We start from the raw sequence: 13,802 nt of genomic DNA on the forward strand, positions 1-13,802 counted from the left end.
CAACATGCACGGCATCGGCGATGGAGGATCGGCGATGCGGTCAGGTATCGCAACGCGAAACCTAAGCCTTCGCTGAACATCGCCGGCGCGATCGGGTGTATGCGCAGCGCGCGCAAGGCCTTGCCGCAAGCGATACGGCGATTGCGCATCGCATCGCAACGCGGCGAAAACGTGATGCGGTACCGTTTGCCCGAGCCCACATGAACGGCGAAGGGCCATTCGCCGCGCGCTGTCGCTATACTTCGGCCAGGGGACTGCACTGCTAACGATCGTATCCGCTAGGAGCCCACGTCTCATGAAGTACCTCGCCCGTGTTGTCGCAGGCCACCGCGCCGATCCACCGGACCGCGCCCCCGGCTTCGCTACCCGCAGCATCCCGCGCTGTGCATTGGGCCGCACCGGATCGACCCCCCTTTCACCGTCGAGCCCCTCGGCCGCCGCTGCGCCACGGCTCCAGGCGATGGATGCCGGCGGCGATCGCGTCGAAAGGGCCTGCGGGGTCCTCTGACGCGGCATCGTCGGCAGCGGCCGGCCTTTCCACCGAACTCCCATCGACATCCCTGAAGTCGGCCGTCCTTTCGACAGGCCGATGTACGAACCCGTCCGGCGCATCGAACGCGCTCGCGACAACGAGAGATTGAACCGCATATGAGAAAGCTTTCTGGCTGGGTGGCGATCGCCGCCGCCGTCGTCGGACTCAACGGCTGCATGTGGGCCCCCGGCCAACACATGAGCCCGAAGCAGTTCGTGAGCGACGCGTCGCTCGACGAAGACCACGTCGAGATCGTGCCGATCACGCCGAAGCTGTTGGCGATGGACAAGGCCGAGGCGCCGGTGGCGGAAGTGCCGGCAGAGCTGTTGGCCTACAAGCCCGAGCCCTACCGCATCGGCGCCGGCGACACGCTGTACATCACCATCTGGGACCACCCCGAACTGACCTCGCCGGCCGGCACCCAGCAGCAGACCGCGGCCAACGGCCGCATGGTCGGGCCGGACGGCACGCTGTTCTATCCCTATATCGGTTCGCTGCAGGCGCAGGGAAAGACCATCGACGAACTGCGCAATTTGATCACCGCGAAGATCGCCCAGGTGATCGAAAGCCCGCAGGTCGACGTCAGCATCATCGATTACGGCAGCCAGCGCGTGACCCTGCAGGGCGCGTTCGTGAAGACCGAGCGCCAGTCGATCACCGCCACGCCGCTGACCCTGTCGCAGGCGATCGGCAGCGCCACCATCGACCCCTTGCGCGCGGACCTGTCCGGCCTGGTGCTGACGCGCGCCGGCCAGCACTACCGGCTCGATCTCGACGCGCTCAACCGCGGCAAGCAGATCGCGCCCGAGATCTACCTGAAGGCCGGCGACCATATCTATCTGCCGTACAACGACCGCAAGGAAGTCTATGTGGTCGGCGAAGTGATCCGGCCGATGGCGATCAACTTCAAGACCAGCGACATGACCTTGTCGCAAGCGCTCGGCCGCACCGGCGGACTCAATCCGCTGACCGCCAAGGGCGATGCGGTGTACGTCATCCGCGGCACCGAGGACATGCAGAAGCAGCCGGCCAAGATCTATCACCTCAGCGCGAAATCGCCGGCGTCCTATGCCCTGGCGAGCCAGTTCACGGTCCGCGCCGGCGACGTGGTGTTCGTCGGCCCGGCCGGGGTGACGCGCTGGAACCGATTCGTCAACCAGCTGTTGCCGTTCTCCAACATCCTCAACAACTCCGCGAATACGCAGGACCTCCTCGAGCGCTGAGCCGGGAGTTCGAGCAGCAAGGCGAACGAGCGGATGGGTAATCGCAGCACCAATGCAGCGCTCGTGGGCGGCCGATTCCTGCGGACGACCACGCTCGCGCGCGGGTTCGCCCGAAGGTTCGCCGGCACTCTCGCCGCGCGGCTCGCGCTCGCGGCGCTCGTGTCGCTCGCCTGGTACGGCGCCTCGGCCGGCGCGCAGACGCGGGTCGCGGTGAGCGGCGCGGTCGAGCGTCCCGGCGAGCAGGCGTATCCCGGCCGGGCCCGGTTGCGCGACGCGGTGCTGGCGGCACGGGTGCGGCCGCAGGCTTACGTGGCCGGCGCGGCCTGGCTGCGTCCGAGCCTGGTCGAAGCGCAGCGGCGCTTCCGGGTCGGCGTGCTGTTCGATCTGTCGCAGGTACGCGCGGACGCGAACGCCCGCAACGACGCGGGTCTGCTGGCGCTGAGCGAGCGCATGGCCGCCACGGTGCGGGCGCTGCCGGCGACCGGTCGCCGCATCGTCTCGCTCGACATGAACGTGCTGGAACGCGATCGCGCCAGCAATGCGCCGCTGGCCGAAGGCGACCGCCTGCATTACCCCGAGTTGCCGAAGGAGCTGCGCGTCGTTGGCGCCGTCGCCAAGGACTGCGTGCTGGCGCATGCGAGCTGGCGCAAGGTCTTCGACTATCTCGAAGAGTGCCCGGCCGCGGCCGAGGCCGACCGCGATCGGGTATACCTGGTCCACCCCGACGGCCAAGTCAGCGAGTACGGCATCGCCCTGTGGAATCGCGGCGAGCCGCTGTGGCCTGCGGCGGGCACGACGATCTATGTGCCGATCGATCAGCGGCGCGTGCGGCGGATCGCGCCCGACCTCAATCGCGAGTACGCCGAGTTCCTGGCCACTCAAATCTTGCCCGACGCGGGCAGTGTGGCGCCAAAACCCGAAGCGGGCGCCGGCGACGCCGAAGCGGGGCCGTTCTGAACACCGACCGTCCGCCACCGCGCCACAGCCAGTTCGCGCTGTTGGTGGTCGCCACGCTGGCCGCGCGGTTCGCCCATGCCGGCGACCAGGCGCCGACCCAGGGCGACTTCGGCGGCGCCGGCCTGTGGCAGACGCCGACCGCTCGCATGGCCGATGCCGGCGAACTCGCGTTCTCGGTCAGCCGGGTCGAGCCGTACGCGCGCTACAACTTCACCGCCCAGCCCTTGTCGTGGCTGGAAGGCAATTTTCGCTACACCCGTTTCGACGACGACGCGGCGCCGTTCGTCGATGGCCGCCGTTCGAACTCGGCCAAGGCCTTCGACGCCAAGATCCGCCTGAGCCGCGAGAGCCGGTACATGCCGGAGGTGGCGGTCGGTGCGCGCGACATCGCGGGCCGGCGCTATTTCTCCAGCGAGTATCTCGTCGCCAGCAAGCGCTTTGGACCGGTCGATGCCAGCCTCGGTCTGGCCTGGGGCCATCTCGGTGCGCGCGGCAATCTGTCCAACCCGTTGTCGGCGCTCGACGACCGCTTCGATCACCGGCCTTCGCGCGGCGGCGTGTCCGACGCGCGCTACCAGTTCGACCGGCCGCGGTATTTCCACGGTCGCGCCGCGGTGTTCGGCGGCGTAACCTATCGCCCGGCCGGCAAGCCCTGGGAGGTGAAGGTCGAGTACGACGGCAACGACTATCGGCACGAGCCCGGCCCGCGCCGGATCGAGCAAAGCTCGCCGTTCAATGTCGGCGTGGTCTATCGCCCCAACCGCCATCTCGACCTGAGCCTGGGCTTGCAGCGCGGCAATACCGCCTCGTTCGCGCTGACCCTGCACACCAATGCCGCCCGCCTCGCCGAGCCGCTCAAGGCCCCGCTCAAGACCAAGGACCCGCCGCCGATCGCGCGTCGTTACGGCGATGCCCCGGCGGTGCCGGTGATGGCCGATGCGGCGCCGGCAGCGGATTCCTCGGCTGCGGCCGCAGTGGGAGCAGGGCTCGCGGCGACGACGGTGACATTGCGCGCTTCGGGGACCCTGGCCGAGGCGGGCGTCGCTTCGCCGTTGCCGCAAGCGCCACCCTTTATGGATCTCGCGCCGCCGTACGCAGTCGGTAATGCCGGCGCAACGCGTCACGCCGACTTGCCGCATACCGCGGCGACACAGACCTCAGCGTCGCAGGCGTGGCCCGAGCCGACCGCGCCGGAGCAGGTCGACTGGGAGCAGGTCAGTCGCGAGCTGTACGACAACGCCGGCGTAAGGGTCAGCAAGATCTCGCGGCGCGGCAGCGAATTGTTCGTCACCGGCGAGCAGACCCGCTATCGGCATTCGGCCAAGGGCCTGGGCCGCACCGCGCGGATCCTCGACAACCGGCTCGACGGTTCGGTCGATTGGTACACCCTGGTTTCGACCCGCGCCGGCATGGAAGTGGTCGAAACCAGCGTGCAGCGCGAACGCTTCGGCGAGTTGCTCGACGGCGAGGCCGATCTGAAGAGCTTCCGCCTCGGGGTCGAGCGCAATCGCCCGCAGGCGCGTCGCGAAGACTTGTTGTACCGGGCGCCGCTCGACCGCTACAGCGGCGGACTCGGCCTCAGCCTCGGCCATGAGCTCAGTGCGCCCGATACCGCGGCCTTGTACAAGATCGGCATGGCCTACGACGCCGACTACCGATTCGCGTCGAACCTGTGGCTGAGCGGCCGGATCGAGGCCCTGATCGCCGACAACTACGACCGCTACGGCGGCGGCGCGACGACGAGCCTGCCTCGCGTGCGCAGCGACGTACGCGAGTACGTGACCTCGTCGCGGGTGACCCTGCCGCAGTTGCAGCTGACCGCGGCCGGTTCGCTCGGCGCCGACTGGTACGGCATGGCTTATGTCGGCATGCTCGAAAGCATGTACGGCGGCGCCGGCGCCGAGACCCTGTACCGTCCGTTCGGGCAACGCTGGGCGATCGGTGCCGACGTCAACTGGGTGCGTCAGCGCAGCTTCGACCAGGACTTTTCGTTCCGTCGTTACCGCACCGTCACCGGCCACGTCAGCGCCTACATCGACACCGGTTATCAGGACGTCACCGTCAAGCTCAGCGCCGGACGCTATCTGGCGCGCGACTGGGGCGCGACCGTCGATGTCTCGCGCCAGTTCGACAACGGCGTGCGGATGGGCGCCTATGCGACGTTCACCGAGTACTCGCCCCGACGGCCCGGCGACGGCGGTTTCGACCGCGGCTTGTATCTGTCGATCCCGTTCGACCTGGCCCGGCAGCGTTCCAGCCGCAGCCGCGCCGACTTCGCCTGGTCGCCGGGTATCCGCGACAACGGCGCGCGCTTGAACAAGCGTTACGGCCTGTACTCGCTGACCGAAGACCGCGATCGCGCCAGTTTCTCCGGCAACCTGCACCGCATCGTCGAATAGGCGACACGGTCCGGGGCCGGTCCGCGCCTTCGATCGACGCTGTGATGCACAGCGGATATGCCGTGCACGGGCGTAAGGGCCGATACGGCGGGGGACGCGGCAAGAGCGGGCCCGGTCAGTGCGGTGCCGCGATGCGTGGTGTCGGCAGGTGCGCACGACCGGATGTCGTCCGCGGGAGGGGGGCGATTTGCATGAACCCGGCGTGGTGCTGCGGCCGGCGTGACATTCGCAGGGCGTTTGCCGGATCATGGCGTCGGCGACATCTAACGAGGAGCAATGCCCGATGGCCGATCGCGAACGACGCGGAACCGAACAGCCCAGCACCGTGGCGCTGCGCGCCGGGCTGACCCGCGAGCAATTGGACGCGTTGACGACCCTGGAGCATTTCCGCTGGGAATTGCGTTTCGTGCGGCGGCCGCTGTTCCGCGAGCCGGTACCTGTGGTGTTCCACCCCGACGGCGAGCGGTTTGCGGTGTTGGAGCCGGATGGGTCGCTCAATGAGAATCCGGGGTTCGAGATTCGTCGTTGAGGGGACGGTGGGGGCATGGTTGGGCTTCCTGGTTGGACTGGCGTTCGTCCGCTCCGGCACCGGACTCCGTGTCCAGCCACTGCAGGAGCGGCATGAGCCGCGACCGCGGGACGCGCAGAGACACCAATGCTTGTGTCGCCCATCGAGGCGGCGTGCCTTCGCCAGGGTAGGAGCGGCGCAAGCCGCGACATCGCTGCGGCGGTCTTGCGGCGCCTCTCTCTCATCTAATAGATCAAGATCAAGATCAAACGCAAAGCTTCCGCCACTAAAGCGGCGGGTTACTTTCTTTTGTCGAGCAGCGAGACTCCCTGTAGGAGCGGCGTGAGCCGCGACCGCGGGACGCGCAGAGGTGCCAGGGCGGATGTCACCCATCGAAGCGGCGTGCCTTCGCCAGGGTAGGAGCGGCGCAAGCCGCGACATCGCTGCGGCGGTCTTGCGGCGCCTCTCTCATCTAATAGATCAAGATCAAGATCAAACCCAAAGCTTCCGCCACTAAAGCGGCGGGTTACTTTCTTTTGTCTAAAGCAACAAAAGAAAGGTAACCAAAGAAAAATGCTTCTCTTTGAATCAAGGGCCCGCACGACCGATGCCGGCGCGGTGATTTTTCATACGGGACATCCCTGTCCCGATGAAAAACGGCCTGCATCCCTGCGGGCCGCCCTCCGGGTCTTCTATGGCCTTCGCGAGTGCGAGACGACGCAAGGCCAAGACTACCAATAGAAATCGAATAGCAGCGAGACTCCCTGTAGGAGCGGCGTGAGCCGCGACCGTGGGACGCGCAGAGGTGCCAGGGCGGATGTCACCCATCGAAGCGGCGTGCCTTCGCCAGGGTAGGAGCGGCGCAAGCCGCGACATCGCTGCGGCGGTCTTGCGGCGCCTCTCTCATCTAATAGATCAAGATCAAGATCAAACCCAAAGCTTCCGCCACTAAAGCGGCGGGTTACTTTCTTTTGTCTAAAGCAACAAAAGAAAGGTAACCAAAGAAAAATGCTTCTCTTTGAATCAAGGGCCCGCATGACCGATGCCGACGCGGAGATTTTTCATACGGGACATCCCTGTCCCGATGAAAAACGGCCCGCATCCCTGCGGGCCGCCCTCCGGGTCTTCTATGGCCTTCGCGAGTGCCGGGCGACGCACAGCAACAGCGGCCAAGGCCAAAGGCGGGATAGGGAATCAGATGCGGCAAGACCATCCCTGTAGGAGCGGCGTGAGCCGCGACCACGGGACGCGCAGAGGTGCCGGGGCGGATGTCATCCATCGAAGCGGCGAACTGTCTCCAGGGTAGGAGCGGTGCAAGCCGCGACCGCGAACTGCGGCGGGCGGCGCGGGCAAAACCAGGCTGCGCGGTCGCGAGTCACGCTCCTGCACAGGGGTGAGTTCTGCGCTTGCTGATCGAAGCGCCGCGGGTCGCTGCGATACGGTCGCGGCTTGCGCCGCTCCTAGTCTCGCGACCGCATGCTGCTTCGATTGGCGATATCGGCGTTGTCGCCGCAACGCGTGTCGTGGCCGCATCTCACGTCATAGGCCCAGCGAAGAGACGCGAGAGCGAAGGGGCGCGGCGGCCCCACCGCTCAACGCGGGAACAGGAACGGCGGATAGGGGCCGAAGAAGGGGGAGGACGGTTTTTCGTCGATGGGTTCCAGCGACGGGTCGGCGTCGCCGGCGACGATCGGGCCCTTGTCGGCCGAGGGGCCGGTCGGGCCGGTGGTCTCGCCGATGCCCAGTTCCTGGCCGCTGCCGCGTTCGCCCCACAGTACGTGGCCGCCGTACCAGGCCTGGGTGGTCACATCGACGGCCGGCTGGCCGGCGAGGTCGAAGCGCACGCCGCCGCTCTCGGCGGAATCGTCGATGCCGGGGGCCTTGGTTTCCCACGAGCCGGTCTCCGGGAAGTTCGCATGCGAGCCCTGGCCGACGTAGGACACCGGGCGGCCGTCTTCCTTCGGCGTGTCCGCCCACGAGCGCTCGGCGTTCAGACCGCCATGGGCGCTGTAGCGCACCGCGGTCGGCTGGTATTGGTCGTCGAGCTGGACGGTGATCTTTTCCCAGTCGCCTTCGTGGTTCTGCACGTCGCCGAGGCCGGGCGGGCCGTCGTTGTAGGAATAGAACAGGTGATAGGTGATGGTGTTGGTTTCGGCGTCGTATTGGTAAAGGTTCTTGCTGTTGCTCAGGTCGCCGTCGCGGACGCCGTCGCCGAGCTCTTCGTTCTGGTGGTCGAGGAACTTCTGGCTGTCGGCGCTCTTGTTGTCGGGGCCGATCTGGGCCAGTTCGTCCGCCGGCACTTCGCCGAGCCCGTGCAGTTCCTTGTCGCCCCAGAAGTCGCGCTCCTGGCGCAGGGTCGACTGCTCGATATACGTGTTCGGATCCTGCAGGAAATTTTCTTCCTCGGGATGGAAGTAGAGGATCGGGGCGTAGCGCTGGGCGAGCTCCTGCTGCTGCGCCGGCGTCAGCGCCGGCGGCACGACCGGATCGGCCGGCGGCAGGTAATGGCGGGCGGGGCCGGAAATATCGGAGGGATACATGGCACTGCTCCAGGCGCGGGAGGTCGCCGTCGCAGTGTAGTGATGCGGTTCCGGCGCCAGCATCCGGGCTGACCCTAGGGCGGGGCGGCGGTAATCGGAACGGCACCCGACAAGACCGTGCCTGCGATGTCGAAGGGGCCGGCCCGGGAGACGCCCGAGGTCGCGCGGGACCGGGGCTCGACCGCCCAACGTCGATCGATCCGGGTCGCCGTTCTGCGGAAGCGCGACCTGTACAGAACGTGACCGGGAGTGACCGGGCTGGGCGAGGTGTGACGGATAGCGTCAGTAGTGTGACATTGGTCCCATGTCGATCACGTATATTTAACAAGCAATGTGCCGGACGTCACGTCTTGGCACGCTTTGTGCGTTTTCATCGCCTGCGCCCGGAGCCCCGGCTCGCCTTCGACCTCCCTGGAACCCAACAATGCGAACGCTCACGAAGTCCCTTTTGGCCCTTTCGCTGCTTGCCGCCGTCCCGATGCTCGCCCAAGCCGAGTCGCAGTACAGCACCGGCACCGGCACTCCGATCACCGCCAGCGCCAAGCTGGACTTCCAGATCACCATTCCGAAGATCCTGTTCCTGCGCGTCGGCAGCGGCGCGGATTACACCACCAACACCACGGTCAACCAGATCGCGTTCGTCGTTCCGGCCGCCCAGGTCGGTATCGGCGGCGCCGGCATCGCGGCCACCGCCGCCTCTGGCGACCTCAACGACGGCAAGGTCACCGCCAAGCTGGTCGGCAACAACGGCACCATCACCCTGACCTCGACCACCCTGGGCGCGCTCAGCAACGGCGTCGCCGGCGACACCATCTCCTACAGCCAGATCGAGGCGACCGAGGCCGTGCTGACCTCGGCGACGGCGTTGCCGCATCCGACCCTGGCCGACGGCGCGACCACCACGACCACAGTGGTTCCGGGCACCGGCAAGCTGGTCAACCGCGACGCGACCTGGACCTACAAGTACAAGAACGCCAACGTCGTAGCCCCGGGCGTCTACGGCGGCGTCAATGCCAACAACAGCCGCGTGACCTACACCGCTTCGATGCCGTAAGCGGCAAGCCGGACAGCTGTTTTGACATCCGCGTTCGCGGCAACGGCCCCGGCTCGATCCGCATCGACGGGCATGCCCCCGGCTTGATGCGCAGCCGTGGCAACGCTCCGGACCGCCCCGAACCGCGGGGCGGCTCCGGTCCGTCCCGCGGCAGCGACGACGACAACGACTTTCGAGGTCCGACATGGCTTTGCACTTACGCCCGGCGTGCTGGGTGCTGCTCTTGCTCGCGCTGGGCTGGTTCGACACCGCCCAGGCCTTCGTCGTCACCATCTCGCCGGGCGCGCGCATGGTCTACCTGCGGGTCGGCAACGGCGTGTTCACCGGCAATTACTCCACCGGCGGCACGCCCGGCCGCGGCGGGGCGATCAACAAAGTCTCGGTGACCGTGCCCGCGGCGGTGCTCGGCAACGGCACCGACCAGGTCATGACCACCGACGCAACCCAGGCCAACAGTTCCTACGACGGCTTCGCCTTCTGCAACGTGCCGGCGCAGATCTACGTCGGCGGGTTCTATCGTCTGCCCGGCAGCACCGGCACCGCGACCCTGACCGCGACCGCGCCGGCGGCGGGCCTCAGCAACGGCGCCGGCAGCACCATTCCGTTTTCGCAGATCAGCTGGACCAGCAGCGGCAACAACGACACCGGCGCCCAGCCGATCCTGGCCGGCACCTTCACCGGCGGCCCGCAGACCCTGGCGAGTTTTCCGGTCAACACCTGGCGCGAAAGCTGCCACACCTTTCGGTACGCCAACGACGCCGTCGTCGCCTCCGGCACCTACACCGGCCAGGTGGTCTACACCTTGAGCGCGCCATGAGGCGGGTCCTCGCCGCCGGCCTGTTGTTCGCCGCGATGTCGCCGTCGTACGCGGGCACTCATCGCGTCGACGACAGCGCCAGCCAGGTCACCGCCAACAGCTTGCGCATGCAGTGGGATTCGGTCGCCCCGCGCAGCGGCGAGCGGCCGACGGTGTCCGGCGCGCTGACCGTGTGGGTGCGCTTGAACCTAGCGCCCTGGCAAGGCCGCAGTGGCCGCGTCTACATGACCCTGCCGCCGCAGGCCAGCGGCCCGATCACCGCCGCCTGGACCACCCAGGGCCGTTTGCTGCCGGGCAGCCTGCGCGCCGGCGAACGCACCCTGGTCTACAGCGGCGTCATGCCGGCCGGCCTGCTCGACGACACCATCCGCCTGACCATCCAGGCCGACGGACAGAAGCTGGTCCGCACCGAACAGCTCAATTTCTCCTTCGAAATCGACGTGGAAGACCTCTGATGCGTACCGCTGTCCTGCGCCATGCCGCGACCTTCGCGGCGCTCGCGCTCGTGTCGTCCTCGATCGCAGCACCGAGCTTCGCCCAGGGCTTTTCCGCCCTGGTCTCGCCGCCGCGCTTCGAAGGCACGGCCAAGCCCGGCACCACCTATCGCAACGTGGTCGAGATCTCCAACATCTCCAATGCGGTCGGCCGCTACACCTTGAAGACCGCCGACTGGCATCTCGATGCGCAGGGCGCAGCGGTATTCGACGAGGCGCTCGCGGCCGACAGCTGCCGGCCCTGGGTCGGGCTGGAAGCGGCGCAGATCGAGATCGCGCCGAACGGCAAGCGCCGGTATCGCTTCGAAGTGGCGGTGCCGGCACAAGCCGCGCCGAGAGAATGCCGTTTCGCGATCCTGCTCGAAGGCGCGCCGGAGATGGTCGGCGATCAGCTCACCGTGCCGGTGTTCGGTCGCATCGGCATCATCGTCTATCTCGGCGTCGGCGAGGTCGCGGCGCAATTGCAGCACCTGGCCAGCCAGGTGCGCGAAGTCGACGGCCGGCGACTGCCCGTGCTCGACATCCGCAACACCGGCCAGGCGCATACCCGCCTCGAAGGTCTGGTCGACGGCACCGATGCGAGCGGCCGCAAGTTCGCGCTCGCACCGTCGAGCCTGCCGATCCTGCCCGGCGAAACGCGTTCGATCGCGCTGGTGCCGGAAGGCGACGACCCGGCCACGCCGGCGCCGCCGATCGTGTATCCGCTGAGCCTCAAGGGCGCTCTGGAATGGGGCGGCCAGCGCCTCGTACTCGACCTACGCATCGATAAATGAAACCCGCCCGCAGGTTCGTCCGGCGCAGACTGGCGATCTGCGTCGCCTGTACGCTCGTCTCGGTCGCGCCCGCGGTGTCGGCGGCCGACGCGTCGGCGCCGGTGTACCGCGACCGCATCATCGCCGCGCAGGCCTTGGCGCCGTTGCCGCCCGACGAAGACGAGGCGGTCGACGGCGACGGCCTGCCGCGTTCGTTCCGGGTCGAACTCAACGCGGCATACACCGAGCGCGGCGCCGAGCATTTCGGCGAGCAAGGCCTGGCCGCCGGCGGGTTCTGGGAAACCGCGAACTGGGGCAGCCTGTCGCTCGACGCGACCGTCTTCCACAGCGACCGCGACCGTTTCGCCGACGACAGCGGCTGGGGCGGCGCGGCCACCGTGTGGCAGCGCAACCTGTTCGTCGACGGCGGCTGGCGCCTCGACAACGGCCTGGGCGTGATCAATACGCCGGCGTCGCAGTTGCAGCGCAACCAGTACCGTTTCTTCCTGCCGAGCGTGGCGATGGCCGGCCTGAGCACGCAATGGACCCGCGATGCCGGCGGCCTGAGCGTGTACGGCGCGGTCGGCCGCGCCGGCCTCTACAACGGCACCCGCGTGGTCGGCTTCGACGTCGCCGACGGCCACGTCGGCGCGTTCGGTGCGCAATGGCGGGGCGGGGCGGGCTGGACCCACGCGGTCTCGGCGCTGAGCACCGACGGGCGGATCGTGCCCGACGAGCTCGGCGAGCCGGGCCTGATCGACCGGCCCAGCCAGGCCGCGCACTGGGCGAGCGCCTGGCAGTCCGATCGCGACGCGGTGCAAGTGAACCTGCTCGGCAGCCACGACGGCCGCGGCAACGCCACCGGCGCCTGGATCGACGCGAGTGCGCGACGCGGCCGCTATCGCCATCACTACGGCCTGTTCTCGCTCGACCCGGGCCTGAGCTGGGGCGCGTCGCCGATCAACCAGGACGTGCGCGGCGGCTATTACCGCCTGGCCTATCAATACGGCCGCTGGAGCTGGAACACCGGTCTCGACGACATCCGCTCGATCAGCGGCGCCGGCTTCGACGGCCAGTACGCGACCGCGTTCGCGCGTTACCAGGCCAGCAGCGTGCTCGGCTACGGCGGCAGCCTGAGTCTGCGTCACAACGACGACGACACCTATGCGGCGCAGTTGTTCGCCGACCGTCGCAGCGGCTGGGGCCAGACCCGCATCCAGCTCGATCACGCCGGCGGCGCCGGCGGGGTCGGGCGCAGTTGGCAGGCCAGCATCGACCAGGCCTTGCCCTTGCGCGAAGGCCGGCGCCTGTCGGTGTCGCTGGGTTACGGCGAATGGGGCGAGCGCAACGAGACCCCGGCCGGGGCGCCGATCCGCACCACCACCCGCACCGCGACCTTCTCGATGTACGGCGGGGTGGAACTCGGCGATCGCGTGTCCGTCGACGGCACCGCGCGCTGGACCCACGGCGAAGGCCCGGCGGCGATGCGCGGCGTCGACATGAACCTCGGCGTCAACTGGCGCATCGCGCCTCGCTGGTCGCTGACCGCGGCGCTGTACCAGAGCCAGGGTTCGCAGCGCTCGCCGTTCGCGCTCGATCCGCTGAGCGTCGATTCGCCGTTCCTGTCGCTGCCGCGCGAACGCTCGGCCTTCCTGACCCTGCGTTACGAACGCCAGGCCGGCCGCGCGCTGGCGGTAATCGGTGGCGCGCCCGGCTCGGCGGTCGGCGGCATCGACGGTTCCTTGTTCCTCGACGACAACGACGACGGCGTGCGCGCCGCCTCCGAACAGGCTGCGGCGAACGTGACCGTGGTGCTCGACGGCCGCTATGCGGTGCGCACCGACAGCAACGGCCAGTTCTCGTTCCCGCGGGTCGCGGTCGGCAAGCACACGATCGCGGTGATTCCCGACAACCTGCCGCTGCCGTGGGCGGTGCGCGACGAGCGCGGCCTGCAGTCGGTCGAAGTCGGCGTCCGGCGCAGCCAACGCGTCGACATTCCGGCGACGCGGCAGCGCTGAGGCGCATAAACGGCACGTCGAGCCGAGTGTAGGCGTTGCGGTTCGGGCCGTAGCGGCGTGGGTGTTCGGCATCCGTGAACGCCGAAGCGCCGAAGCTCCACTTCCGGTTAACCTGACCGGAGCCACCTTCGAGCCTGGATCGCTACGATCCGGGTGCAACGAGGGCGAGGTGACGCAGATGGGCAAGCACGACGACAAGGCCGGCGACCGCAGCCGCCAGGACGACGGCGGCGCACGGCCACCGCTCGGCCAGGGCCATCAGCCCCTCCCCGGCGAAAATCCGCCGCAGTCAGGCGAAGATCGGCCGTCGCGCAAGGTCCAGAACGCGGACCTGCCGCCCGGCGAAGGCCACCAGCCCTTGCCCGGCGAAAATCCTCAGGAACGGCCGCCGAAACCTTAGTGTCGTCGCGACGATGCATTGACGATGACTGCGTCCGCGCGCGCCGCGAACGGCGATGCCGCGTGCGTCGTGACGAATGCGATGCGAGCGCCATTGCCGTGACGTGAA

The 13,802-nt window shown here is 68.1% G+C and carries 11 protein-coding genes; 10 read left to right on the forward strand and 1 reads right to left on the reverse strand.

The features are described 5' to 3' along the window. Positions 1–648 precede the first annotated feature (648 nt). The 4 genes from AC6CH2_RS18870 to AC6CH2_RS18885 all read left to right on the forward strand — a co-directional run bounded on the left by AC6CH2_RS18870 (position 649) and on the right by AC6CH2_RS18885 (position 5,640). On the forward strand, positions 649–1,755 hold the full coding sequence (locus tag AC6CH2_RS18870) for a polysaccharide biosynthesis/export family protein (RefSeq protein ID WP_498270529.1): 1,107 nt from the start codon (positions 649–651) through the stop codon (positions 1,753–1,755). A 33-nt stretch (positions 1,756–1,788) separates the two neighbouring features. Then, a complete protein-coding gene (locus AC6CH2_RS18875) occupies positions 1,789–2,712 on the forward strand; it encodes a capsule biosynthesis GfcC family protein (RefSeq protein WP_498270530.1) in 924 nt (307 codons plus the stop codon). Between the two features lie 44 nt (positions 2,713–2,756). Next, the gene (locus tag AC6CH2_RS18880; RefSeq protein WP_498270531.1) at positions 2,757–5,111 is read left to right on the forward strand and encodes a YjbH domain-containing protein; all 2,355 of its coding nucleotides are present in this window, start codon (positions 2,757–2,759) and stop codon (positions 5,109–5,111) included. 283 nt (positions 5,112–5,394) lie between these two features. Continuing rightward, on the forward strand, positions 5,395–5,640 hold the full coding sequence (locus AC6CH2_RS18885) for a hypothetical protein (RefSeq protein WP_435396670.1): 246 nt from the start codon (positions 5,395–5,397) through the stop codon (positions 5,638–5,640). Between the two features lie 1,571 nt (positions 5,641–7,211). On the opposite strand, the gene AC6CH2_RS18890 is transcribed toward AC6CH2_RS18885, so the two are convergent. Next, complete coding sequence (locus AC6CH2_RS18890; protein WP_498270532.1) at positions 7,212–8,159, reverse strand: Vps62-related protein; 948 nt, start codon at positions 8,157–8,159, stop codon at positions 7,212–7,214. Between the two features lie 448 nt (positions 8,160–8,607). Between AC6CH2_RS18890 and AC6CH2_RS18895 the strand changes: the two genes are divergently transcribed. The 6 genes from AC6CH2_RS18895 to AC6CH2_RS18920 all read left to right on the forward strand — a co-directional run bounded on the left by AC6CH2_RS18895 (position 8,608) and on the right by AC6CH2_RS18920 (position 13,694). Next, positions 8,608–9,213 carry a hypothetical protein gene (locus AC6CH2_RS18895; protein ID WP_498270533.1) on the forward strand — a complete coding sequence of 202 codons (606 nt, stop codon included), beginning with the start codon at positions 8,608–8,610 and terminating at the stop codon, positions 9,211–9,213. A gap of 184 nt (positions 9,214–9,397) precedes the next feature. Then, positions 9,398–10,030: a hypothetical protein gene (locus AC6CH2_RS18900; protein ID WP_498270534.1), complete on the forward strand. Its 633-nt coding sequence runs from the start codon at positions 9,398–9,400 to the stop codon at positions 10,028–10,030. Beyond that, positions 10,027–10,485, forward strand: a complete 459-nt coding sequence (locus AC6CH2_RS18905; protein ID WP_498270535.1) for a hypothetical protein — start codon at positions 10,027–10,029, stop codon at positions 10,483–10,485. Before AC6CH2_RS18900 ends, AC6CH2_RS18905 begins: the two co-directional genes overlap by 4 nt. Next, entirely contained in the window at positions 10,485–11,297 is an 813-nt protein-coding gene (locus AC6CH2_RS18910; RefSeq protein ID WP_498270536.1) for a hypothetical protein, read from the forward strand. The genes AC6CH2_RS18905 and AC6CH2_RS18910 overlap by 1 nt, the downstream gene beginning before the upstream one ends. Further along, positions 11,294–13,294, forward strand: a complete 2,001-nt coding sequence (locus AC6CH2_RS18915; protein WP_498270537.1) for a carboxypeptidase-like regulatory domain-containing protein — start codon at positions 11,294–11,296, stop codon at positions 13,292–13,294. The genes AC6CH2_RS18910 and AC6CH2_RS18915 overlap by 4 nt, the downstream gene beginning before the upstream one ends. 61 nt (positions 13,295–13,355) lie before the next feature. Further along, complete coding sequence (locus AC6CH2_RS18920) at positions 13,356–13,694, forward strand: hypothetical protein (protein ID WP_498270538.1); 339 nt, start codon at positions 13,356–13,358, stop codon at positions 13,692–13,694. Positions 13,695–13,802 lie beyond the last annotated feature (108 nt).

Source organism: Lysobacter sp. GQ73 (genome assembly GCF_059758755.1).

Bases quoted from the DNA above. Each gene is read 5' to 3' on its own strand.
- AC6CH2_RS18915 (WP_498270537.1), top strand. From the start codon at position 11,294: ATGAAACCCGCCCGCAGGTTCGTCCGGCGCAGACTGGCGATCTGCGTC.
- AC6CH2_RS18885 (WP_435396670.1), top strand. From the start codon at position 5,395: ATGGCCGATCGCGAACGACGCGGAACCGAACAGCCCAGCACCGTGGCG.
- AC6CH2_RS18900 (WP_498270534.1), top strand. From the start codon at position 9,398: ATGGCTTTGCACTTACGCCCGGCGTGCTGGGTGCTGCTCTTGCTCGCG.
- AC6CH2_RS18875 (WP_498270530.1), top strand. From the start codon at position 1,789: ATGGGTAATCGCAGCACCAATGCAGCGCTCGTGGGCGGCCGATTCCTG.
- AC6CH2_RS18870 (WP_498270529.1), top strand. From the start codon at position 649: ATGAGAAAGCTTTCTGGCTGGGTGGCGATCGCCGCCGCCGTCGTCGGA.
- AC6CH2_RS18890 (WP_498270532.1), bottom strand. From the start codon at position 8,159: ATGTATCCCTCCGATATTTCCGGCCCCGCCCGCCATTACCTGCCGCCG.
- AC6CH2_RS18910 (WP_498270536.1), top strand. From the start codon at position 10,485: ATGCGTACCGCTGTCCTGCGCCATGCCGCGACCTTCGCGGCGCTCGCG.
- AC6CH2_RS18905 (WP_498270535.1), top strand. From the start codon at position 10,027: ATGAGGCGGGTCCTCGCCGCCGGCCTGTTGTTCGCCGCGATGTCGCCG.